The organism is Porphyromonas bobii (assembly GCF_943169685.1).
Taxonomy (GTDB): domain Bacteria; phylum Bacteroidota; class Bacteroidia; order Bacteroidales; family Porphyromonadaceae; genus Porphyromonas; species Porphyromonas pasteri.
On sequence record NZ_CALPBU010000001.1, the window covers coordinates 615,172 to 640,560 of the forward strand.

General features: G+C 53.0%; 19 protein-coding genes. 18 read left to right on the forward strand and 1 reads right to left on the reverse strand.

The annotated features are described in order from the left end of the window. The first annotated feature begins 7 nt into the window (after positions 1-7). The 18 genes from KO088_RS02435 to KO088_RS02520 all read left to right on the forward strand — a co-directional run bounded on the left by KO088_RS02435 (position 8) and on the right by KO088_RS02520 (position 24,064). A complete protein-coding gene (locus KO088_RS02435) occupies positions 8-2,092 on the forward strand; it encodes a RecQ family ATP-dependent DNA helicase (RefSeq protein ID WP_215493278.1) in 2,085 nt (694 codons plus the stop codon). 47 nt (positions 2,093-2,139) lie between these two features. Beyond that, on the forward strand, positions 2,140-2,793 hold the full coding sequence (locus KO088_RS02440) for an MBL fold metallo-hydrolase (RefSeq protein WP_215493280.1): 654 nt from the start codon (positions 2,140-2,142) through the stop codon (positions 2,791-2,793). 169 nt (positions 2,794-2,962) lie between these two features. Beyond that, the gene (locus tag KO088_RS02445) at positions 2,963-4,177 is read left to right on the forward strand and encodes a C1 family peptidase (protein WP_215493282.1); all 1,215 of its coding nucleotides are present in this window, start codon (positions 2,963-2,965) and stop codon (positions 4,175-4,177) included. Between the two features lie 423 nt (positions 4,178-4,600). Next, on the forward strand, positions 4,601-5,494 hold the full coding sequence (locus KO088_RS02450; RefSeq protein WP_215493284.1) for a sirohydrochlorin cobaltochelatase: 894 nt from the start codon (positions 4,601-4,603) through the stop codon (positions 5,492-5,494). A gap of 46 nt (positions 5,495-5,540) precedes the next feature. After that, positions 5,541-6,581: an energy-coupling factor ABC transporter permease gene (locus KO088_RS02455; RefSeq protein WP_215493286.1), complete on the forward strand. Its 1,041-nt coding sequence runs from the start codon at positions 5,541-5,543 to the stop codon at positions 6,579-6,581. Then, the gene (cbiQ, locus tag KO088_RS02460; protein ID WP_215493289.1) at positions 6,581-8,656 is read left to right on the forward strand and encodes a cobalt ECF transporter T component CbiQ; all 2,076 of its coding nucleotides are present in this window, start codon (positions 6,581-6,583) and stop codon (positions 8,654-8,656) included. The genes KO088_RS02455 and cbiQ overlap by 1 nt, the downstream gene beginning before the upstream one ends. Beyond that, complete coding sequence (gene hemA, locus KO088_RS02465; protein WP_215493290.1) at positions 8,640-9,911, forward strand: glutamyl-tRNA reductase; 1,272 nt, start codon at positions 8,640-8,642, stop codon at positions 9,909-9,911. The genes cbiQ and hemA overlap by 17 nt, the downstream gene beginning before the upstream one ends. Continuing rightward, on the forward strand, positions 9,901-10,797 hold the full coding sequence (gene hemC / locus KO088_RS02470) for a hydroxymethylbilane synthase (protein ID WP_215493293.1): 897 nt from the start codon (positions 9,901-9,903) through the stop codon (positions 10,795-10,797). The genes hemA and hemC overlap by 11 nt, the downstream gene beginning before the upstream one ends. Then, complete coding sequence (cobA, locus tag KO088_RS02475) at positions 10,794-12,299, forward strand: uroporphyrinogen-III C-methyltransferase (protein WP_215493295.1); 1,506 nt, start codon at positions 10,794-10,796, stop codon at positions 12,297-12,299. Before hemC ends, cobA begins: the two co-directional genes overlap by 4 nt. A gap of 689 nt (positions 12,300-12,988) precedes the next feature. After that, positions 12,989-14,281: an adenylosuccinate synthase gene (locus tag KO088_RS02480; RefSeq protein ID WP_215493297.1), complete on the forward strand. Its 1,293-nt coding sequence runs from the start codon at positions 12,989-12,991 to the stop codon at positions 14,279-14,281. 10 nt (positions 14,282-14,291) lie between these two features. Continuing rightward, positions 14,292-15,599, forward strand: coding sequence for a bifunctional folylpolyglutamate synthase/dihydrofolate synthase (locus tag KO088_RS02485; RefSeq protein WP_215493299.1), 1,308 nt, complete (start codon positions 14,292-14,294; stop codon positions 15,597-15,599). A gap of 17 nt (positions 15,600-15,616) precedes the next feature. Beyond that, positions 15,617-17,026, forward strand: coding sequence for an MFS transporter (locus tag KO088_RS02490; protein ID WP_215493302.1), 1,410 nt, complete (start codon positions 15,617-15,619; stop codon positions 17,024-17,026). A gap of 877 nt (positions 17,027-17,903) precedes the next feature. Beyond that, the gene (locus tag KO088_RS02495; RefSeq protein WP_060935799.1) at positions 17,904-19,031 is read left to right on the forward strand and encodes a GNAT family N-acetyltransferase; all 1,128 of its coding nucleotides are present in this window, start codon (positions 17,904-17,906) and stop codon (positions 19,029-19,031) included. A 5-nt stretch (positions 19,032-19,036) separates the two neighbouring features. Next, the gene (gene panD / locus KO088_RS02500) at positions 19,037-19,387 is read left to right on the forward strand and encodes an aspartate 1-decarboxylase (protein WP_009432887.1); all 351 of its coding nucleotides are present in this window, start codon (positions 19,037-19,039) and stop codon (positions 19,385-19,387) included. Between the two features lie 2 nt (positions 19,388-19,389). Then, entirely contained in the window at positions 19,390-20,739 is a 1,350-nt protein-coding gene (ffh, locus tag KO088_RS02505; protein ID WP_215493304.1) for a signal recognition particle protein, read from the forward strand. Positions 20,740-20,888: 149 nt separating this feature from the next. Beyond that, entirely contained in the window at positions 20,889-23,198 is a 2,310-nt protein-coding gene (locus tag KO088_RS02510; RefSeq protein ID WP_215493306.1) for a GH92 family glycosyl hydrolase, read from the forward strand. Positions 23,199-23,379: 181 nt separating this feature from the next. Further along, positions 23,380-23,673: an HU family DNA-binding protein gene (locus KO088_RS02515; RefSeq protein ID WP_215493309.1), complete on the forward strand. Its 294-nt coding sequence runs from the start codon at positions 23,380-23,382 to the stop codon at positions 23,671-23,673. Positions 23,674-23,770: 97 nt separating this feature from the next. Beyond that, entirely contained in the window at positions 23,771-24,064 is a 294-nt protein-coding gene (locus KO088_RS02520) for a GNAT family N-acetyltransferase (RefSeq protein ID WP_215493310.1), read from the forward strand. A 402-nt stretch (positions 24,065-24,466) separates the two neighbouring features. On the opposite strand, the gene KO088_RS02525 is transcribed toward KO088_RS02520, so the two are convergent. Next, complete coding sequence (locus tag KO088_RS02525) at positions 24,467-25,138, reverse strand: YceI family protein (protein WP_251419736.1); 672 nt, start codon at positions 25,136-25,138, stop codon at positions 24,467-24,469. Positions 25,139-25,389: the final 251 nt, after the last annotated feature.

Sequence of the window (25,389 nt, forward strand, 5' to 3'; positions counted from 1 at the left end):
CGCCACCATGAGACCGACCTCTACCGAAGACTTTGAGGAGCTCTTAGGTCCAGATCCAAGTGCCGATGATCCGTTCATTGAGCATCATGAACTCTGGCCTGAAGACCTATTCGATGAAGATCCCCTCTCCATCTCCCCCGTCACACCTGGGCATGATCCTCGACCAGGAGTAGCCGACAGCGACCTCTCCCCCGAAGAAGTGCTGGAGCGCTACTGGGGCTACTCTACCTTCCGACCTCTACAAAGAGAGATCGTACAAGCAGCACTAGATGGACGAGACACCTTAGGACTTATGCCGACTGGAGGAGGAAAGAGCATCACCTTCCAAGTACCAGGGCTCATACTCCCAGGGCTGACACTTGTCATCACGCCCCTCATCTCTCTGATGAAGGATCAGGTAGACCACCTACGAGCTCGGGGAATACGTGCTACAGCGATCCACTCGGGCATGTCGCAAGAGAAGGTACAGACGGCTCTGGATAATTGCCTCTTCGGAAAGTACAAGTTCCTCTATGTCTCTCCTGAGCGTGTAGGTAGTGAGCGCTTCCAAGCGTGGCTTCATGCCCTGACCGTATCACTCATTGTCATCGACGAATGTCACTGCGTGTGTCAGTGGGGGTATGACTTCCGCCCCTCCTACCTTGAGCTACCGAAGCTCCGTGAGCAGCTTCCCGAGGTACCCATCTTGGCTCTTACAGCGACAGCAACAAGCGAGGTCGTCGAGGATATCAAGCATGTCCTTCACTTCCGCCCAGGCTATGCCTTCTATCAGAAGAGCTTTCTTCGCCCCAACATCTCCTATTCGATACGTCGTAGCGATGACAAGCCTGCGATGATGCGCTTCATACTCTCCCGAGTAGAAGGAGCTGCCATCATCTACTGCCGCAATAGACAGCTCTGTCAGACGGTCTCCGAAGCTCTCCTTGCCGAAGGAATTAGTGCAACCTACTATCATGCAGGGCTAACCTATACCGAGCGTGAGATGCGCCAAGGGCGATGGATGCGAGGAGAAGTGCGTGTCATGGTCGCAACGAATGCCTTCGGTATGGGCATCGATAAGCCCGATGTGCGCCTGGTCATCCATCTCACCATGCCCTCTTCCCTCGAGGAATACTATCAGGAGGCAGGGCGTGCAGGGCGTGATGGTGAGCACTCCTACGCTGTGGCTATCGTCGGTAGCCAGGACTCCAGGATGCTACATCGGCGCCTGCAGGATACCTTCCCCGAGAAGGAATACATCCGCAAGGTATATGATCAGATCTGCAACTTCCTCGCTATCGGAGAAGGAGAGGGGCTGGATCGCACGTATGACTTTGATATCGAGCTCTTCATACGACGCTTCCATATGCGTCCCGTGCAGACCCGTCACGCTATCGAGATCATGCAGCTGGCGAAGTGGCTGGAGTACCACGATGATGACAGCCGCTCAATGCTCCGCTTCCTCATCCCGAGTAAGGAGCTTTACCAGCCCCATATCGGTCCCGACCGCCTCATCCGCACGATACTGCGTAGCTATACAGGACTCTTCTCTGACTACGTGTCCATCAGCGAGCGCGACCTATCTACCCTCTCGGGCTACAGCGAAGATGAGGTCTACACCTCCCTTGTGGCACTATCTCGCCAAGGCGTCCTGCACTACATCCCGAAAAAGGATATCCCACGCCTACACTTCCTCATCCGACGTGAAGACAGCCAGTATCTCCGTATACCCTATGCCGCCTATCAGGAGCGTCGCGACAAGATGAGTGACCGCATCGGGGCTGTACGTACCTATATAGAAGAGGAAGAGACCTGCCGCTCTCGTATGCTTCTCGCTTACTTTGGAGAGACTGAGAGTACCCCCTGTGGAGCATGTGATGTTTGTCTTCGCAAGCATCCTTCGGGACTACATCAATATATCATCGATGCCGTAGGCGAGGAGCTTGAGCGCTCCTTCCTCGGTACCACCGCAGAGAGCTATCCCGTCGAGAAAATCATCGCAGCCCTCCCCTACCATCCTCTAGACACGATGGCTGCTATACGCTATTGGGCAGGAGAGCTCAGCGAAGGGCTTGAGATCGATGGCTCTCATCTACGACGCCAAATGCCTTAGAGGCTGATGGCACTATCCCCCACTAAGACTATCATCATTATCAACCTATGCTTAAGATTCACCAGTTTACCTTCGGGCCTGTACAAGAGAATACCTACGTCCTCTACGATGAAGAGAGCCGTGAGGCTGCCATCGTTGACCCAGGCTGCATGCGCCACTCTGAGGAAGAGAAGCTCCGTGACTTTATCACGGAGCAAGGTCTGACACCGACTCTGATGCTCTGCACCCATCAGCACTTCGATCATGTATGGGGAGCCGCATACGTCCTCAAGGAGTGGCCTCATATCACAGCCTATGCCAACGCTATTGACTTCGAGAAGCTACCCCTGCCCTCTGAGCAACTCAAGGGCTATGCTATTCCCCTACCACTGGAAGATGTCCCAGCAGACCGCTATACGATGGTAGGGCAGGATGATCTCATTCGCCTCGGCAGTGAAGAGCTGCGAGTTCTCTTTGTCCCTGGGCATGCGCCAGGTCACCTCGCTTACTATGCACCTGAGTCTGGTATTCTACTCTCTGGGGACACCCTACTCCAGGGGACAATTGGTCGCACGGACTTCTGGTATGGGAGCTATGATCAGCTTGTTGAGTCAATCCGTACCCAGTATCTCCCGCTACCCGATGAGACGATTGTCTTCAGCGGACACGGACCAGAGACTACTATCGGATACGAGCGCCGTAAGAATCCCTTCCTCCAATAGTTTTGCCTCCCCTCCCAGAGGCAACCTACTCCCGAGCCACAGCTTTGCGGCTGTCTGACTACGAGTTGACGAAGCGAATTATTGTGTATCTTTGGATACCCTTGTGGCAAATACCCATGGGGAATAGGCACTTGATGTAACTCGTAACTATTACATATACCCATCAAAGATGAAGAAACTTATCGCTATCATGGCCATCGCAGGGATGACTTCTTCCCTGGCTCTGGCACAAGCACCCACTCAGTCTAAGGACGCTGGACAGCCTAACGTCTTCACGACCGTCAAGGACGCACGCATCACCTCAATCAAAAATCAGGCAAACTCAGGTACTTGCTGGGCTTACTCAGGCCAGAGCTTCCTGGAAGATGAGCTGATCCGCATCGGTAAGGGTGAGTATGACCTCTCTGAGATGTTCGTAGTCAGCCACTCCTACCGCGACAAGGCACGTAAGTATGTCCGTCTGCACGGCAAGCTGAACTTCGCACAGGGTGGTTCTTTCTACGATGTACTCTATGTACTCAAGGAGTATGGTGCCGTTCCCCAGTCAGTCCTCCCTGGTCTTAACTATGGGACAACTAAGAATCAGCACGGCGAAATGGAAGCTGCCCTCAAGGGCTTCCTTGATGCTATCGTCAGCAACCCTAACGGCAAGCTCTCCCCAGCATGGTACCCTGCCTTCGAGTCTATCCTCGACCAGTATCTCGGCAAGCTCCCCGAGAGCTTCACGTACAATGGCAAGAAGTACACGCCTAAGAGCTATGCTCAGGAAATGGGTCTGAATGCAGACGACTACGTTTCACTGACCTCCTTCACTCATCACCCCTTCTACAGCAAGTTCGCCCTCGAAATTGAAGACAACTGGCGTTGGGCTGAGTCCTATAACCTCCCCATCGATGAATTTATGCGCACCATGGAGTATGCCATCGATAAGGGCTACACGATCGCTTGGGGCTCTGACGTGAGTGAAAAGGGCTTCACCCGTGACGGTATCGCTGTCCTCCCCGACGTGGAAGAAATTGAGACGAAGGGCTCTGACCAGGCTCGCTGGATCGGTCTTAACTCCTCAGACAAGCAGCGCCTGCTGAATCAGCTCATCCACACGGCTGATGTGCCCGAAATCGAACCCACCCAGGAATATCGTCAGAAGGGCTTTGACAACTACGAGCTCACCGACGACCATGGTATGGTCATCTACGGTATCGCAAAGAACCAGATTGGCCGCAAGTTCTTTATGGTAAAGAACTCATGGGGTGAAGCTGGTGCCTACAAGGGACACTGGTATGCTTCTTACAACTTCGTAAAGGGCAAGACGATGAACATCGTACTTCATCGCTCAGCTATTCCTGAAGACATCGCCAAGAAGCTCGGCATCAAGACCAAGTAAAAGCTTCTGATCTCCAACACTAAATAGGCCCTCAGTATATCCTGAGGGCCTATTTTTTTATCCATCTATCAGCACCAAGCAGATATTTCGTCTCTTTCAAGAAAGTTCTCTCATCAGAGGAATACTCTCTCCAACAATGACATACGAAACAAAGGTAAATAAAGATCAAGAAATATTTGGCAGACTCAAATTATTTAACGTATATTTGCAGTGTGTTTTTCATGGTATTAGATTTAAGGTTAACGAAGGGTGTTGGCTGTCGGGAGACAGTCAACACTCGTTTTATAGCACCTGCTCATCTGGTCAGATAGCATACCGATCTCCTCCTCTTCTTCCTTTAGAATCTGTTAGATAAAGAGTAACTTTGTGCAATCCTCATTAGGTGAAGTATCGCTATGAGGCCAATGCACAGGAGTAATCACTATGGAACAGAGCAACCAAAACCCACTGATCGCCCGTGTCTGCGCAGAGAAGCGACATGAGCGAGCCCTGCTATTAGTCACTTTTGGGAGTACCTATGAAGGGCCATACAAAACCTTTGCGACATTGCGCAATGCCTTTACAGAGAGTTTCCCCGATAGAGATATCTATATGGCCTTCACCTCCAAGTTCTGCATCCGCAAATGGCTTGAGAAAACAGGCGAAGAATACTATACCACAGATAAGTGGCTCGAAGCCATTGGTGAAGCTGGCTATAAAGCTGTAAGTATCCAGTCTCTACACGTCATCCCTGGTCTGGAGTACTCTTTCATTGATGACCGCTACGTTCCGCAGTTCCATCGTCTCTATCCTCAGATACCGACTACAGTCGGCGTACCCCTACTTTGGAGCCAAGCTGATATTGAGCGTGTCGGGGACTGTATCTATTCACTCTTCCGCGAGCGCTTGGAGCGAGGGGAAGCTCTCATCCTCATGGGACATGGCAACAATACAGATAAGCATCCCGAAGCCAATGGTCGCTATCGCCGCCTACATGACTACCTGCAGGGGCGCTGCTCGCGTATACTCATCGGGACGGTAGACTTTGAAGACATGCTCTTTGAGGACGTCGCTGAGCGATTAGCTGAGGTATGTCCAGTGGGTACGACGCTTAACCTCCTCCCCCTCATGTCTGTAGCGGGTGACCATGCTCTCAATGATATGGCGGGTGACGAAGAAGAGGATACCCCCCTGGAAGAGCAAAGCTGGAAGATCCGCTTCAAGGCCCTTGGCTACAAGATCGAAGAAGAAAATTGCCACCTTCACGGACTGGCAGACTATGCCTCCCTCCGTCAGGTATGGCTTGATCATCTGATGGCAGCAGAACGCGAGCAGTAATTGCGATCGGCCCTACATATCCATATATACATCGACAACCTCAACTATGAATAAGCGTATCTATCTACTGCTCCTCATGCTCGCTTTGGGACTAGAGCCACTTGGAGCTATGCACATCATGGAAGGATTCATTCCCCTGAAGTGGTGCATCATTTGGTATCTCATAGCTCTCCCCTTTGTGGTCTTCAGCTATCGCTTTGTAGCCCGTCAGATCAAGGCTTCTCCTCGCATGAAGAGTTCCTTCGCCTTGGCAGCTGCTTATACGTTCATTCTCTCAGCTCTAAAGATGCCCTCTGTCGCGGGGAGTAGCTCACACCTTACAGGGACCACATTAGGTACGCTTACGATTGGTCCCATGGCAATGCCTTTAGTCGGAGCTATCGTGCTTCTCTTCCAAGCTCTACTATTGGCTCATGGGGGGATCAGTACACTGGGGGCAAATATCTTCTCCCTATCTATTGCAGGCCCTTTTGTTGCCTACGCACTCTATCGCCTTCTAACCTCTGCTCGCTTACCAAAGAGTCTGGTCATCTTCATCGCAACCTTCTGCGGATCGATGGCAACCTATATCGTCACCTCTTTCCAGCTTGCTGTTGTCTACCCCGATACTGTCACAGGCGTTATGGGAGCTGCATGGAAGTTCCTCGGAATCTTCGCTATCACACAGGTGCCACTCTCTATTATTGAAGGTATCTTGACCGTCATTGTACTCCGCCTCCTTGAAAAGAGCCAAGCAAAAACGGCTACCAGCGCGAAAGCATCCAGCACGCAGTCCTCGACAAAGAGCAGCCTACGCCCACAATTCATTTGGCTCTCAATTCTCGCTGTAGTCTGCCTTGCATTACCCATCTTAGCTGGCCTCTTCGACATCGGAGCAGGCACAGACGACCAAGCCGGAAAAATGATTGGGCAATTGACTCCTGGCTTCAATCCAACTCCATTCCTTGAGAGCTTCGAGCCTTCAGAGTTTGCAGAGCCTCTTCTCTTCGCACTGCAGGTAGCTATTGGTATTGCTCTATTCGCCTGGGGATACTACCAGCTCATTTATAAGAGACATCAATCCAAGCAGAAGGAGCAAGAAGCCTAATGTCCCACACGAAGCACTGCTCTCGACGCCCTACGCTCCGTGAGGAGCAGGGATACTTATTCTTGTGTCTACTTCTCCTTGGGGTAGCACTTGTACTGCAACATACAGCTCACCTCCTCATACTTGCAGCTGCTATCATTGGCTTGACTTTTGCTCGAAGCACGGGAAAAAGATGGCTTTTGACACGCAGACTCCTCATCCTCTCATTCTTCATTCTCCTCTCAATTCTACCGATTGCCTTAGGCCGTGGAGAAGAGAGTTCTCTATGGATAGACTTCGGAGGCTGGGGTGTCACGAAGGAGGGAAGTGTACAGGCTCTCAAGACGGGGCTTCGCTGCTTAGCCTCCGCCTCCTCGATGATGCTCCTCCTACAGCTTCTTCCGCTCCATCGACTCTACACAGTGCTACGCAGCCTTGGTACTCCCAAGCTCTTCATTGAGCTCATTGAGCTCACCTACCGCTATATCTTCGTCCTGGAGGAAACAGCGGGGCAGATTCGCCTGGCACAGACGAGCCGTCTGGGTTACCAAGGGAGCTTGAGCGAGAAGCTCCAGCACTTCGGCATGCTCCTCTCGCGTACTTTTATATTGAGTCAAGTGGAATCAGACAAACTTTACCTTGGGCTCCAATCTCGAGGATACGAAGATGAGGGGCTAAGAAGTAGCTCACACAACAGCACTGAGAGTATGAATCATTTTCCTCTACTGCAAGTCAAAGAGCTATCCTTCCACTATGAAGATGGATATGAGGCTCTCCGCGGTGTCACCTGCACCATACAGAGAGGAGAGCGCATAGCTCTCATCGGTCATAATGGCGCAGGGAAGTCTACCCTCTTCCTTCTACTCTCAGGACTCCAACCCTCATGGAGCGGAGAAGTCTATCTCCATGGGCAACTAATTCATCCACAAGAGCGAGTCGCGCTAAGGCAACAAGTAGCACTCGTACTACAAAACTCCAATTACCAGCTCTTCACTCCCTCTGTCGAGGATGAGATCGCCTTCGGGCTTAAGAATATGGGTCTGCGTGAGGAAGCCCTCCATAAGCGACTTGAGGAACTCTTGACTCGCTACAACCTTGCCGAGCTCCGCCACAAGCCTCCCCATGAACTGAGCGAAGGCCAAAAGAAGTGGGTAGCTCTTGTATCTGTCCTCGCTACCGATCCTGAGGTTCTAATCCTGGACGAACCTACGGCGGCACTTGACGCGTTGTACACGGAGCGTGTGTTGGACTTACTGGAGCAGCTACATCTTGCAGGGAAGACCATCATCATCTCCACCCACGATATGGAACTGGCCAGCCGCTTCGCCGATCGAGTATTACTGATGGAGGCAGGCAAACTGATTTGTGATCGCAAGGCTCCTGATCTTTGGTCCGATAGTATCCTGCTAAAGGATAAGCACCTTCCACAACCCTGGGCATGGCGAACTCGTACGCATCAGCAGGCGCCTTCCCACCCAATCCGTACGGAGCTACAGCAGTATCACCTCCCGCTCTTCCTATCATCGGAGACTCTCCCCATACTCCTCGTCGGAGGAGGAAAGGGAATTTGGCGCAAAGCCCAAGGACTTATTGAGCGTCGCATCCCATTCAAAGTTATGGCACCAGCTCTCTGTGATGAGCTCACAGAAGCAGCACGACAAGGTGACTTTGAGTGGATTCCTCGTGCTTACACAGGGATCTCCGATGTAGGCGAAGCACGTATCATCATCTTAGGAATAGGAGACGGTGGTGAGGAGCTTCGCTTTGCTCAAGAGCTTGAGGCTGCAGGCTACCTCTTCTCCCTGCTCAGCGATGCAACACGAGGGAACTTACAGTTTGGCGCTACCGCACACAAGGAAGGCATTACCCTATCAGTGCACAGCGACTACCGCCTCCCCGAGATCACACAGCAGCTCAAGACGGCATGGAGTGAAACACTTCCCGATGGCTTCGAAGCACGTCTACGAGCCCTCTCGCAATATCGTCAAGCACTACAAGAGGCTACCGATGAGGCTGAGCGTACTCGTCTGCGTCAGGCCTACGACAAACTAAAAGAATCACTACTACAGGATACGATCCATGATCGGACTCATTAGTATCAACCATAAGACAGCCTCCCTATCGAGACGTGAGCAGTTCGCCCTCGGAGAGGAAGAAGCTGTCCAACTTATCTCACAGTGGCAAGGGGAGCAAGGTCTACTTGGTGGCTTTGTCCTCTCTACTTGCAACCGCTTGGAGATCTATTACGAGGCTCCCAGCCAAGTAACTCAAGAGCTTGAGTCTACACTCATCCGCAGCCTCTATCGCTTCAAGCGCATACGTCACTCTGGGGACGAATCGATCTTCACGACGCTACATCACACAGAGGCCATACGCCACCTCTTCCGCTTGGCTTGTGGGCTGGAGTCAATGGTCCTTGGAGAAACCCAAATCCTCGGACAGCTGAAGGAAGCCTATCGTCGTGCTACGACTCACGAGCAGAGTACAGCCGTGATCTCTCGCCTCTGTCATCGAGCCTTCGAGACTGCTAAGAAGGTACGCAGTGAGTACCTACTCTCAGGGACACCGATCTCTGCAGGGACAGCAGCCGTAGACTACCTACGACAGCGTATAACTAACTTCTCCGAGCAGCCCGTACTCATTCTCGGAGCGGGACAGATGGCAGAAGTCATTGCCCACCGCCTACAGGAGCTCCAGCATCCTATGGTGAGCATCTACAATCGTACCCGCGAGCGAGCCATGGCCTTTGCTGAGAAACATCAGATCTCCTCGGTGTACTCGGATGATCATCTTCCTCAGGCGCTCACGACCTCTCCTATCACCTTCGTCGCTACCTCTTCTCTTACTCCGATTATCACGGAGGAGCTCCTTGTACATATACCACAAGGGGAGCGCTACTTCTTCGACATGGCCGTGCCACGCAATGTCGATCCATCGCTGGACGAAGTACCTTACCTCCATCTCTATACGATCGATGATCTGAGGAGTCAGCAGTATCTCTCGGGCGAAGAGATTCATCAGCATGAGGAGATACGTAGCTACATCCAGTCGATGGTACAGGACTTCCTCCAATGGTGTGATGCGGCGGAGGTGAGACAAACGATCGGTCTCATCCAGCAGGTATCCCATCAGCTTCTCGACAAGGAGCTCTCTGCCCTTCCTCACGACTTAAGCGAAGAGGAACGTAAGCTCATCTCGCACTGGGACGAACATCTACGCACCACTTACACGACTGCGATCGTCTCTGCACTGCGAGAGCTGAGCGAGACGACAGGGCTTAAGACCTACTCCAAGACACTCCTCCAGCTCTTCACCCATATACAAGGCAAGCTCCCATCACATGACTCCTAAGACCTTCATCCTCGGGACGCGAGGAAGCCAGCTCGCGCTGCGCCAGAGCGAGATGGTACGCGATGCCCTCCTCCAGCACTTTCCTACCCTTCAGATCGAGCTCAAGATCATCAAGACTAAGGGGGACAAGCTCCAGCATCTCTCCCTGGATGCCTCGGGAGACAAGGGACTCTTCACGGGAGCTCTTGAGGAAGCACTGCGAGCTGGAGAGATAGACTTCGCCGTGCACAGCCTCAAGGACCTTCCCGTTGATCCTGCTCCTGGCACCCGCATAGCAGCTTATCTGCCCCGTGCCGTCACGCACGACACCCTCATAGGTCCGATGCCTCTCGAGGCTTTGCCTGAAGGTGCTCTCATCGGGACATCAAGTCGGCGCCGCGCCTATCAGATAGCTCTCCACTATCCTCATCTGCGCACCGAGCCCATCCGAGGGAATGTAGAGACTCGCATGGGAAAGGTCGACGCTGGACTCTTCGATGCCACCCTCCTCGCAGAAGCTGGTCTCACTCGTCTGGATATGAAGGACGTCACCCGCTATCCCATCAGTGAAGAGATCATCGTACCTGCTCCTGGGCAGGCAGCTATTGCCGTCCAGACGCGAGACGAAGATGGTGAGCTGCAGACCCTACTTCAGCAGATCCATGACGCGAAGACTGAGCGAGAGGTTAACATTGAGCGAAGCCTCCTCAAGCGCTTAGGTGGCGGCTGTGCCCTCCCCTTGGGCTGCGTCTGCCATATCGAGGGCGAGATGGCAGAGCTTCGTGTATTCTATGCGAACGCTTCGGGGACGGAGCACTATCTGGCTACGCACCGCACCCCACTCTCTGATATTGACACCCTACTCTCGCAGCTCATCGAGCGCCTTCAGCATATCACCACAGCATGAGTACCGTATATCTCGTCGGAGCTGGTCCTGGTGACCCCAAGCTCCTTACCCGTCGTGCCTACGAACTGATCACCTCAGCGGAGATCGTCGTCTATGACGCTCTCGTCTCTCCCCGCATTATCGAGCTCATCCCCCCGACTACCCGCCTCTACAATGTAGGGAAGCGCTATGGCGCACACTCTATGAAGCAGCCCGAGATCAATGCGCTGCTCGTCGAGCTGGCTTCTAAAGGGGCGGGCAAGATCGTACGTCTCAAGGGCGGTGACCCCTTTGTCTTTGCTCACGGAGGAGAGGAGATGAACGTGCTCCGCGAAGCTGGTATCCGCTATGAGATTGTGCCAGGGATCACGGCAGGGCTTGCTGCTCCCGCCTACTTCGATATTCCCGTGACGCACCGAGCTGTCAGTCGTTCGTTCACTTGCCTTACTGCCCACTCGGAGTCAGGAGAGCTCCCTGCCTTCGACTGGCAAGCTCTTGCCAAGCTCGGCGGTACGCTGATCTTCTACATGGGTGTTCGCCAAATCTCTTCGATTAGCCAAGCTCTCATCGAGGCGGGATGCTCCGCAGCGACCCCAGCAGCTTTGGTTAGCCGAGGGACGACCCCACAGCAGGCACTCTTAGCACGCACCCTCGGGGAGTTCACTGATCCCGAAGAAGACTTCACGGCCTATACGCCCGCCCTCTTCGTCATTGGTGAGGTGATTCGTCTGAGTGAAGGTCGCACGTCACGCCCCTTGGCTGGGAAGAAGGTCATCGTCACGCGAGCCCGCCATCAAGCCTCCTCACTGCAGGAAGCCCTCGAAAGTGAAGGCGCCGAGGCACTCCTTCTCCCGACCATCGAACTATCATCCAACGAAGCCATCAACGCAGAAGTCGCCACGCACCTCAGTCAGCTGGCGCGCTACGGCTGGGTCTTCTTCACCTCGCCCAATGCCGTGGAGTTCTTCTTCGCAGCACTGCACCGAGCTGGACTTGATGCCCGTGCGCTCTCACCCTGCCGTATTGCGTCGCTGGGACCGATGACCACGGCAGCGCTCGAAGCTCAAGGAATCAAGCCCGACTTCATGCCCAGCGAGTACCACGCTAAGGCCTTCGCCCGCGAATTTGTGGAGCAAGTCTCTGCCCCCCACGATAAGCCCCTGCTTCTACCAGCTTCGGCACTGGCGCATGACGACCATGCTCACCTCCTTCAGGAAGCAGGCTACCGCTGCGAGCGACTTCCGCTCTACACCAATAGCCCAATTCATTACGAAGCGGAGGAGCTTCGGGCGACGCTGGCATCAGCTGACTACCTGACGGCATGCAGCTCATCGGCGATCCATCACCTTGTAGAGCTACTGGAGCAATATCAGCTGACCGACCTGCTACGTGAGCTTCCCATCGCAGTTCTTGGAGAGCAAACGGCAGGTGCCGTACGAAGCTACGGCCTTGAGCCCCAGCTCATCGCACCGCAGGCGACCATCCCATCGCTCGTCGGAGCTCTCATAGAGCGCCTCGGCTAAGGCATTCTTCATTATCCATCACCAAGTAGTAGCGGGGTGTAGGGCATAAGGTCCTGCGCCCCGCTTTCGTATGCCGTGGAGTGCCTTTCTGTAGGAAGCCGTAGCAAACATATAGGGAGGAGAGAAGAAGGTATATACCTCACCATCGCGAGGAATATACCTTACTGCCGTGAGGAATATACCTTACCGCCGTGAGGAACATACCTTACCGCCGTGAGGAACATACCTTTCTGCCGTGAGGAATATACCTTACCGCCGTGAGGAATATACCTTACCGCCGTGAGGAATATACCTTACTGCCGCGAGGAATATACCTTTCTATCGTAGGGTATATACCTTTTGCTCGAAAGGTATATACTATTCAGCCGAAGGGTATATACTATTTGCTCCAAGGGTATATACTATTTGACCGAAGGGTATATACCTTTTCATTCCACCTCAATAAAGCCAAGGACGAGAGGTCGGGAAGCTACCGCAAGCCCCTCAGGAGATTTGCGCCGCCAGTAGCGGACAATATTGTCTTAAAACGGGGGGAAAAGAGTATATTTGTACGTGAGCAAGCCAAGGATTTCGCCCTCGATGACGCGACGAGCTACCACTGAGATGCCGACCCGCTAAGCACCGCTCATACGCTGGGCATAGAGCCACAGCGCAAGCTGACAACAAACAATACAGCAAATACACATACAATGGAACAAGTCGATGTGCTCCTCGGGCTGCAGTGGGGCGATGAAGGCAAAGGGAAGATCGTCGATGTACTGACGCCCTCCTATGATATTATTGCACGCTTCCAAGGCGGTCCCAACGCGGGGCATACGCTGGAATTCGAAGGAGAAAAGTACATCCTTCGCTCCATCCCCTCAGGTATCTTCCAGGGCGACAAGATCAACGTCATCGGTAATGGTGTGGTCCTTGACCCCATCCTCTTTGCTGAAGAAGCTCGCGCACTCTCCCGTAGCGGACACGATCTGCGTAAGCGCCTCGTCATCTCTCGCAAGGCACACCTGATCCTCCCCACGCACCGTATGATCGATGCTGCACAAGAGGCAGCCAAGGGCGGTGCTAAGATCGGGACGACAGGGAAGGGTATTGGCCCTACCTATACGGATAAGGTCAGCCGCACAGGGCTGCGCGTCGGGGACATTCACTCCGACTTCCTCCGCAAGTACCAAGAGGCGAAGGATCGTCACCTGACCCTTCTCCGCGCTTATCAGCACCCCACGGAGGGCCTCGAAGCTCTCGAAGCTCAGTGGATGGATGCGATCAAGTACCTCGAAGAGTTCACCTTCATTGATAGCGAAGAGTATATCAACGATGCACTTCGCTCCTCACGCCGCGTCTTAGCAGAGGGTGCACAAGGCTCGCTCTTAGATATCGACTTCGGCTCCTATCCCTTCGTCACCTCGAGCAACACAGTCTGCGCAGGCTGCTGCACGGGTCTCGGCATCGCTCCTCGACAGATCGGCGAGGTCTACGGGATCTTCAAAGCTTACTGCACCCGTGTCGGTGCGGGTCCCTTCCCTACGGAGCTCTTTGACGAAACGGGTGAGCAGCTCTGCTCGCTGGGTCATGAGTTCGGCTCTGTGACAGGTCGCCGCCGCCGCTGCGGTTGGCTCGACCTCGTAGCTCTGCGCTATACGGTGATGCTCAATGGTGTCACCCGCCTGATCATAATGAAGAGCGACGTCCTCGATAGCTTCGCCACGATCCGCGTCTGCACAGACTACGAGATCGATGGTAAGAAGACGCGCAACTTCCCCTATGAGCTTACCGACGCGGTACGCCCTGTCTACGCCGAGCTCAAGGGTTGGCAGTGCGACACGACCAAGCTCACCTCTGCAGCGGAGTTCCCTCAGGAGCTCAAGGACTACATAGCCTTCGTAGAGCGTGAGATCGGTGTACCCATCACGATCATCTCCGTTGGGCCAGATAGAGATCAGACGATTACCCTCCATCCTGAGCTCCTGCCCCAGATACACTGAATAGACTTCAATGACCTATCAAGAAGCTATTGAGTATCTCTATGCGGCTACGCCCGTCTTCCAGCAGGTAGGCACCACGGCATACAAGCCTGGCTTAGAGACAACACATACCCTGGACACACACTACGGCCATCCCCACCGTTGCTACCACACGATACATGTCGGTGGCACGAATGGTAAGGGGTCGACCTCCCACACGATAGCAGCCGTCTTACAGGCCTCTGGCTATCGTGTGGGGCTCTTCACATCCCCCCACCTCTTAGACTTCCGTGAGCGCATCCGAGTGAATGGAGAGATGGTGAGCGAAGACTTCGTTTGTCGCTTCGTAGAGGACGCTAAGCCCCTCATCGAAGAGCGCTCGCCCTCTTTCTTCGAGATCACGACGCTCATGGCTTTCGACTACTTCCGCCAAGCGCAGGTAGACTTTGCTGTCATCGAGGTTGGGCTGGGAGGACGACTTGACTGCACCAACATCATCTCCCCCATTGTCTCCGTCATCACCAGTATCAGCAAGGATCATACCCAGCTACTCGGAGATACGCTCGAGGCAATAGCTCGGGAGAAAGCGGGTATCATCAAGCCTCATACGCCTGTCATCATCGGGCGAGGCGAATCCCCTGAAGTGCGCGAGGTCTTCGTGAAGAAGGCAGCCGAAGAGGAGGCTCCCATCATCTTCGCCGAAGAAGCCGTACACATCAAGGCACAGACTCCCGAGTTCCCTGGCCAGAGCTTTACACTCGAGGGAAAGGAAGCTCTCCCCTACTACTTCGGCTTAGGTGGACTCGTACAGCGGGATAACTTCCGAGCTATCTACGCTACGATCCAAGAGCTACGTAGGCAAGGAATCACCATCTCCGAGGAAGCATTCCGTGATGGGCTACGTGATGTCGTTTCGCTCACAGGGCTGCGCGGACGCTGGGAAGTACTATCTCAGCACCCCACACTCATCTGCGACACGGCACACAACGAAGATGGCGTCCGCTATATCGTAGACCAACTCCGTAGCCTACAGCGTCCTCTGCACATCATCTTCGGCATGGTTAATGACAAAGATATCCGCGGAGTACTACAACGTCTACCGAAAGAAGCACGTTATTACTTCACCGCAGCCTCCGTACCACGTGCCCTCTCACCAGAGGAGTTACAAGCTCTCGCTGAGCAGTATGGACTACAAGGTGCCACTTATCCGAACGTCCACGAGGCGCTCATCGCTGCTCGCAAGGCGGCAACCCCAGATACAGATGTCCTCTTCGTCGGAGGGAGCAACTTCCTCATCTCCGATCTCTTGGCGGACCTCTCTAACACAGATATCAACTAACTAATAATTCTATCGATATGGAACAAGCAAAGCTGTCACTGCGTGACAAGCCAGCCGCCCGCTGGGGTGCGCTGGCACTCCTCTCGCTGACGATGTTCTTCGCCTACATGTTCGTAGACGTACTCTCTCCTGTGAAGACGCTCGTTGAGACCGAGCTCGGCTGGGACTCTACTGTCTTCGGACTCTATGGTGGGAGTGAATTCTTCCTCAACGTCTTCGTCGGCTTCCTCATCCTCGCAGGTATCATCCTCGACAAAATGGGGGTACGCTTCACGGCGCTACTATCGGGTAGTCTTATGGTCATTGGGGCCCTTATCAAAGTCTATGCCCTGAGTGCGACCTTCCGCAATGGTGGTCCTGGCTACGATGCTATCAATAGCTTCAGCAGCTTCATCCATGGTATCACGGGATGGAATCTCCCTCCCACAGCTCTCTGTGCCTGCCTCGGATTCATGCTCTTCGGCTGTGGTACCGAGATGGCTGGTGTGACGGTATCACGAGCTATCGTCAAGTGGTTCAAGGGTAAGGAAATGGCACTGGCTATGGGCATTGAGATGGCACTGGCTCGCTTCGGTGTCTTCGCTATCTTCCGCCTCTCTCCTTGGCTCGCTAAGGAGTTTGAGTCAGTACAAGCTCCTGTCATATTCTGTGCTCTACTTCTTTGTATCGGGCTAATGCTGTATGTCGTCTACTACTTTATGGACAAGGCACTGGATAAGGACCTCGAAGGCGAAGAAGAAGAGGCAGAAGAGCCCTTCAAGTTCTCCGACCTCGGCAAGGTCTTCGGAAGTGGTGTCTTCTGGGTCGTCGCTATCCTCTGTGTGCTCTACTATTCAGCGATCTTCCCCTTCCAGAAGTTCGCGACCGAGATGCTTCACTACAAGGTCGGCTTTGAAACGACAGAGGCTGCTGCTTACTTCAGCTACTTCCCCATTGGTGCGATGATCGTCACGCCTATCCTTGGCTTCTACCTTGACCGCAAGGGTAAGGGGGCTACGATGCTTATCCTCGGATCAATTCTTATGATCATCTGCCACCTGATCTTTGCTCTCTATCCCTTCGTGCCTGGTAGCACCAATAGCACCATCGTTGCAATGAGTGCGATTGTCCTCCTTGGGATCTCCTTCTCACTCGTACCTGCTACGCTGTGGCCCTCTGTACCCAAACTCATTGACAATAAGGTATTGGGCTCTGCCTATTCAGCTATCTTCTGGATCCAGAACGTTGGTCTGATGTCTGTGCCTATCATCATCGGTAGCATCCTTGACTCAGTCAATAAAGATGTGCCCGAAGGTCAACCCAAGGACTATACGCTTGCCATGCTTGTCTTCGCCAGCTTCGGTGTCATAGCCCTGCTGATGAGCCTCCTCCTCAAGGCTATCGACAAGAAGAAGCAGTACGGTCTCGAGCTGCCCAATGTGAAGTAGTAATCGCCCCCTTCATCCTAATGCATCGCGAGGTGCCGCTCCCTTGGCTGGGGCGGCACCTCGCTGCTTTTAGATACACAAGCCCTTCGCCTTATCGCAAATACTCCTCTTATTCAGCGGAGGGAAAAGTGCCATTATCGTGAAGGGAAAAGCACCTTCACGTAGTGGTTTTCCTCTGTCTATGTACGTAGTCTTAAAGACCAGGCACGCAAATCCAAATATCCACGTACGTAGATATTAGAGCCACATACGTAGCCCAAACTTATCTGCCACTCGTCCACAACTTTTATCCATACGCGAAGCAACAACCCAATATAGGCCATTTCACAAAGCTATATAGGAATCAGTCCAAAGCTATATAGCTTTCTTCTCCATCCTATATAGCTCTACCCACGCATCCATATACCTATATATGAATCAGTACAGGTTCATTTTCCATCCTCCTTTGGCTTTCTACTTTTAGAGCAAGACAGGAAAACCGCTCCAAGGTACTCACAGCTGGCACTCGATACTGCTTTACACCGAATAGCCTCGAGTAAGTAAATCGAAATGAGCGAGGTGCAAGACTACAGCAATAGTCATTCCCTCTAAAAGCAGTAGTTGTTCCGAGTACGAACCAATAGTCGTTCATACCCCGAACGAGTAGTCGTTTGCCCTCGTAGCAATAGTGGTTCGAGCAGAGAGCAGTAGTCGTTTACGAAGTGACTATCCACAAAGCACTATGATAATGGGACGACATACTACAAGGACAGCATCATGAGAGAAGCTATAAGAAGCCTTATCTCCACGAAGCTCATACCTCGGCATCTTAGCTTTTTACCGTATCTTTGTGCACATTGTGTAAGCCTCACCGAGGCACAAGAGACAACGATAATATATGGCAGTCGAAATAAGACAGATTACGGAAAAGGCAGACTTGCGGAAGTTCGTCAAGTTCAACCTCAAGCTCTACAAGGGCAATCCGTATCACGTACCTGGGCTCATCGAGGACGAACTCCTCACGCTGGATCCAGCACGCAACCCCGCCTTTAAGTTCTGCGAAGCCGCATACTTCCTCGCCTACCGTGATGGGCGTATCGTCGGGCGTATCGCAGGGATCATCAATCACCGCGCCAACGAGACGTGGAACCAAAACAACGTACGCTTTGGCTTCGTCGACTTCATCAATGACAATGAAGTCGTCGATGCACTCTTCAAGGCTGTTGCCGACTGGGGTAAGGCCCGCGGCAAGGATATGCTCCAGGGGCCCATGGGCTTCTCTGACCTTGACCACGAAGGGATGCTTATCGAGGGCTTCGACCAGCTCGGCACGATGGCTACGATCTACAACTATGCCTACTACCCCAAGCATATGCAGCGTATGGGCTTTGTCAAGGATCAGGACTGGCAGGAGTATAAGATTATGATCCCCGAGGAGATCCCCGAGAAGCACAAGCGTATCGCCGAGATCGTCCGCAAGAAGTACGGGCTCAAGACACTGAAGTTCAAGAATCAGCAGGAGATCCTCCCCTATGCACACCGTATCTTCGACACGCTGAACCAAGCCTACTCAGTCCTCTACGGGGTCTCTGAGCTATCACGTGAGCAGATCGACTACTACGTGCGTATGTACATCCCCATGCTACGCTACGACTTTGTGACTGTCATCGTCCGCGAGGAAGATGATAAGGTCATTGGCTTCGGCATCACGCTGCCCAACCTCAGCCGTGCGCTACAGAAAGCTAAGGGAAGCCTCTTCCCCTTCGGATGGATCCACCTACTGAAGGCGCTGAAGATGAAGAACCCCATCGTCGACCTCTACCTCGTCGGGGTCATCCCAGAGTATCAGAACAAGGGTGTCAATGCACTTCTCTTCGACGACCTCATCCCTGTCTTCCAGAAGAACGGCGTACGCTATGCCGAGAGCAATCCAGAGCTCGAGACCAACGCTGCTGTACAGATGCAGTGGAACTACTTCGAGCGTAAGCACCACAAGACCCGTCGTGCCTGGATCAAAGAAATATAAGAGATATGCTTGTTGAATTACTGAAGTCCAAGATTCACCGCGTCACAGTCACCGAAGCTAACCTCTCTTACATCGGGAGTATCACTATCGACACCGACCTCATCGAGGCCGCGAATATCCTCCCAGGAGAGAAGGTACAGATCGTCAATAATAACAATGGGGCTCGCCTCGAGACCTACGTCATCGCTGGAGAGCGAGGATCAGGTGTCATCTGCCTCAACGGAGCTGCAGCCCGTCTGGTGCAGCCTGGCGATACCGTGATCATCATGGCCTATGCTTGGATGACCTACGAAGAAGCACAGGGCTTCAAGCCCGCAGTTATCTTCCCCGATACCGCAACCAATAGACTCGTATAGATATGTTCGAAAACCTGAGTGAGCGCCTCGAGCGGTCGTTTAAGATCCTCAAGGGCGAAGGTAAGATCACCGAACTCAATGTAGCTGAGACGCTCAAGGATGTGCGCCGAGCACTCCTCGAAGCGGACGTCAACTATAACGTAGCTAAGAAATTCACCGAAGACGTCAAGGAGAAGGCCTTAGGTCAGGATGTCCTCACCGCAGTCCGCCCAGGCGAACTGATGGTGAAGATCGTCCACGATGAGCTGGCGAACCTCATGGGAGGTAAGGCTGCAGAGCTGAACCTCACGGGCATGCCCGCCATCATCCTTATGTCGGGTCTTCAGGGCTCTGGGAAGACGACCTTCTCCGGGAAGCTGGCTAACCTCCTCAAGACCAAGCAAGGCAAGAAACCTATGCTCGTAGCTGGTGACGTCTATCGTCCCGCTGCTATCGAGCAGCTTCGCGTGCTGGCAGGTCAGCTCGATGTCCCCGTATTCTTTGACCTCGACAGCAAGGATCCCGTGAGCATCGCTCGCCATGGTGTCGCTGAAGCTATGGGGCAGGGCTGCGATGTCGTGATCATCGACACCGCTGGTCGTCTGGCAGTCGACGAAGAGATGATGCGTGAGATCGAAGAGATCAAGCGTGCTATCCGCCCCTCAGAGACGCTCTTCGTGGTCGACTCGATGACGGGTCAGGATGCTGTGAATACAGCTAAGACCTTCAACGAGCGTCTTGACTTCGACGGCGTCGTCCTCACTAAGCTTGACGGGGATACCCGCGGTGGTGCTGCCCTCTCCATCCGTACCGTCGTCGATAAGCCGATTAAGTTCGTCGGGATGGGCGAGAAGATGGATGCACTGGATGTCTTCCACCCCGATCGTATGGCCGACCGTATCCTCGGTATGGGTGATATCGTCTCACTTGTCGAGCGTGCCCAGCAGCTCTACGATGAACGTGAAGCCAAGCGCCTCGAGGAGCGTATCGCTAAGGATCAGTTCGACTTCAATGACTTCCTCGCCCAGATCCAGCAGATCAAGAAGATGGGTAACATCAAGGATCTTGCAGCGATGATCCCTGGTGTCGGGAAGGCGCTCAAGGATATCGATATCAAGGACGATGCCTTCAAGAGCATCGAAGCTATCATCTACTCGATGACGCCCGAGGAGCGAGCTAAGCCTCATATCCTCGATGGTCATCGCCGTAAGCGCATTGCTCTCGGGAGTGGGACGAGCGTACAGGATGTCAATAAGCTCCTCACGCAGTTCACCCAGACCCGCAAGATGATGAAGACTCTGCAGGGCTTCAAGGGCGGTAAGATGCCCAAGATGCCGAAGATGCCATTCATGGGTGGTGGTAAGCTCCGCTAATCCCTCCCCATACTCTGCCTCATAAAGAAGAGGCCTATATGAGATCATCCCTTGGATAATCATCATCCTCGCTTCACTACGATAGCGTCCATGATCCTTATCCAAGGGATGAACTCTTTCTCCCCTACTCTACTTATTATACGTACGATATGAAGCTAACAAAGCTACCATTGGTCGCTGCTCTATCGCTCCTCATGCTCTCGAGCAATGCATGGGCGCAGAGCACTAAGCGACTCATCGATGAAGTCAATCCCTTCATCGGGACCTCTAACTTCGGTACGACTAACCCTGGAGCCGTCGTACCCAATGGCTTGATGAGCATCACGCCATTCAATGTATCGGGCTCCCCCGAGCTGAATAAGTTCGATAAGGACAAGCGATGGTGGAGTACACCCTACACCGCTGACAACAAGTTCTTCTCGGGCTTCAGCCATGTCAATCTGAGCGGTGTCGGCTGCCCTGAGCTGGGGAGTATCATCGTATCGGCTTCTGCGGGCGATCTCGATGTAGACTATACGCACTACGGCTCAGCCATGAGCGAAGAGAAGGCACACCCTGGCTACTACAGCGTACGGCTCGATAAGCACAAGATCAAGGCTGAGGTGACGGCTACTCAGCGTACAGCCGTCTCAGCTTTCACCTTTGAGCGCGGTGGTAAGAGTAATATCCTCGTAAACCTTGGTCTGGGTCTGACGAATGAGAGTGGTGCGACCGTGCGCTTCCTCAATGACTCGACCATCGTAGGGAGCAAGCTCATGGGAACCTTCTGCTACGCTCCTCAGGCAGTCTTCAATCAGTACTTCGCTATCCGCATCAGCCGTCGCGCTCCAGCCTCGGGCTACTGGAAGAAGCAGCCTCCTATGGAAGGCGTAGAAGCAGAATGGGACAAGGATCAGGGCAAGTACAAGATCTACCCTACCTACCGCAAGGAGATCAGTGGCAATGATATCGGAGTATGGTTCTCCTACGACACCAAGCCTGGTGAGACGATCTACGTCCAGACGGGTGTATCCTTCGTCAGCGAAGAGAATGCCCTGCTGAACCTTACTACTGAGCAGCCTAAGCTGGACTTTGCTGCTGTTCGTCGTGCAGCAGAAGATAGCTGGGAGAAGGCACTGCGTGTCGTCGAGGTCGAAGGTGGTACGACTGACCAGCGTAAGATCTTCTACACGGCACTCTATCATCTCTTGATCCACCCCAACATCCTACAGGACGTCAACGGTCAGTATCCTATGATGGGATCACTCCAGACCGCTACGACGAAGCACGACAGATATACCGTCTATTCGCTGTGGGATACCTACCGCAATGTCCACCCACTCCTCTCGATCCTATATCCACGCAAGCAGCTGGCTATGGTAGAGACGATGCTGGATATGTATAAGGAAGGTGGCTGGCTCCCCAAGTGGGAACTCTACGGACAGGAGACCTTCACCATGGAAGGAGATCCCTCGATCATCGTCATCAATGACACGTGGCAGCGTGGTATCCGTGACTTCGACACGAAGCTCGCTTACGAAGCGATGCTCAAGGGTGCTACGACGCCTGGTAAGGACAATAAGCTCCGCCCTGACTTCGATGACTACGCTTCACGTGGCTACGTCCCCTTAAGAGAGAAGTTCGACAACTCCGTCTCTCACGCGCTGGAGTACTACATCGCCGACTGGAATCTCAGCCAATTTGCCAGTGCTATGGGCAAGAAGAAGGATGCACAGCTCTTCGCTCGCCGAGCTTCTGGCTACAAGCACTACTATGACAAGGAGACGGGGCTGCTTCGTCCTATCCTCCCCGATGGGAAGTTCCTCACGCCCTTCCACCCCACCCTCGGCCGCGACTTCGAGCCTAACCCTGGCTTCCACGAAGGGAACTCCTGGAACTATAGCTTCTACGTCCCCCACGATATCCGTGGTCTCGCAAAGCTCATGGGAGGTGAACGCAAGTTCGTCGACAAGCTCCAGAGCGTCTTCGATAAGGAGAACTACGATCCAGCTAATGAGCCCGACATCGCTTATCCCTACCTCTTCACCTACTTCCCCAAGGAAGCATGGCGCACACAGCGTATCACGCGCAAGCTCCTCGGGCTGTATTATCGCAACGAACCCAGTGGTATCCCAGGCAATGATGATACGGGTGCGATGAGCGCATGGGCTATCTTCTCGATGCTTGGCTTCTATCCCGACTGCCCTGGATCGATGAGCTACGGGCTTACTACGCCTACTTTTGACAAGGTCACCATACACCTTGACACGAAGTACTACAAGAATCCTACGCTGGTCATCGAGACGCGTCCTGTAGACGAACATACCAATCGTCAGCGCATCTATTTCGACGAGTTCCAGATAGGTAACAAGCTCTATAAGAACACCTACCGAATCAATCACGACGAGCTGATAAATGCTGGCAAGATCACCTTCTTCACGAAGCTTGTAGGGGGTACTCCAGAGATTACGGTGGATTAATCAGAGTGAGGGTATCAAATATTTTTGCAGGAAAGGCCGTAGAGCCTTTGTATAAGCAAAAAAATCTGTACATTTGGAACAGAATCAAACGGGAGCTACGGCACACATTCCCACAAGGATAATACTCCAGGAGCTCCCTTCGGATACGAATTAACTTTGTACAACCCATACAACAGAACTTATGAACAAGACAGAATTTATCGCACGCGTAGCTGAAGTAGCTGACCTCACGAAGGTAGATGCTCGCAAGGCCGTCGAAGCTTTCGCTTCCATTGTAGCAGAAGAACTCAAGAAGGGTGAGAAGATCACGCTCCTCGGCTTCGGTACCTTCTCTGTAAATGAAAAGCCTGCTCGTCAGGGTATCAATCCTCAGACGAAGAAGAAGATCCAGATCCCTGCTCGCAAGGCTGTGAAGTTCAAGGCTGGTGCAGCTCTCGACCTCAACGTAGCTCCTGCTAAGAAGGGCAAGAAGTAAGCAGCACGACACGTGTTTCATTAATGGCGTGAGGCCACTCCATCGACTTGGTGGGGTGGCCTTGCTCTTTTCATTCCCCCACCCTCACAGCTATCCGATGATCAAGCTTACTACAAGCGGCGAAGAGAGCCGCCTCACACTCCACGAAGGCAGCGAAGAGCTTGGCCACATTTCCTTTCGTGTGCTTCCCGAGACTTCCATTGCTGTGGCCAAACACACGCGTGTTTCGCCCGAGCATCAAGGCAAAGGCATCGCCGCAAAATTAGCCGCAAGCTTCTTCGAGCACTGCCAAAGCGAAGGCCTTCTTGTTCGTCCCGTCTGCTCCTACATAGTGGCTTATATGGAGCGTCACCCTGAGCTCGAGGTGCTTCGTGCTCCAGAGGAAGCGTAGCCTTCAAGTACAAGCGACAAGAAGTATCTCTACTTCTCCGCAGAAGTTATATTACTTCTAACTGAATGTTATATTACTTTCAGCCGAATGTTATATTACTTCTGACCGAATGTTATATTACTTTTCATCAGAAGTAATATAACATCTGAACAAAGGGTATATACCCTTCAAGCAAATAGTATATACCCTTCGAGCAAAAGGTATATACCCTACGACCGAAAGGTATATTCCTCACGACCGAAAGGTATATACCTTCTTACGACAAGCTATTGAACTTCGTCCGTGCGCTACGAAAGGTCGCCTTCCAAAGCAGCCGATGCGTCACCCTAAAAACAGTCCCGGCCCTGCGGTAAATACTACCGCAGGGCCGGGACTTATTCCGTCGAAGAGACGGGAGAATGCTTACTTCGTGCGAAGGAGGAAGCTCAGCTCGATATCATCGTTGATGAAGTTGTCGCCGAGACCGGTGAAGAAGCTCTTCGAGCCATACTTGACATTCCAGTCAGCACGATTGATGTTGAAGGGCTTGCTCGCGATGGCGTAGGTGCCGTGCTCCTGATCATAGACGACAGAGGCGACGGGGATGGTGATATTCTTAGTGACGTCCTTCAGCGTGAGATTCCCCTTGAGCTCCGTGAGGTCCGTGATGCGGACGCCTTCGGCGGGGATATTCGTCAGCTCAAACTTTACTTCGGGGTACTTAGCAGCTTCGAAGAAGTCTTCGCTCAGAAGGTGAGCCTTGAGCTTATCACCGCCTTCCTCGGGCTTGAGATCCTCTACAGTGAGGCTGTCAAGGCGAAGAGCGACGTAGCCACCACGAAGGATACCTTCGCGAAGATCAAGCTGCCCCGAGCTAACAGGGAGCTTGCCGTAGTGCGAACCCGTTGGCTTAAAGCCCTTCCACTGAACTTCAGAGGCGGCGAAATCAATCTGTACACCCTGTGTGCTATCAATAGCAGAGGCAGCCACAGAGTCAGAAGCCGCTACACTGCTCTGCCCATTCGAGCCCGAGCAGGAGGCAATAAAGGAGCCCGCAGCAAGAAGTCCCGCCAGAGCCCAAGTCATTTTCTTCATATATAATCGGATCAATAATTAGGGATTGTTATCAAGTAAACCGCGAAGTAATAAAAATTGTTCACGGCTCCTATTTGGAAAGCTCTGCGAAGTCCAGGCAGCTCCCAAGCGAATAGCCTCCATATAAGGGGGGTAGAACGAAGCGTACATAATGATACCTCCGATCAATACCCCTTAAATCGCTGATTGTCGGGACGTTCGTGGAGACGATAGGCAAGTGTTCCTGCAAAACGAAGCGTTACATTTGGGTT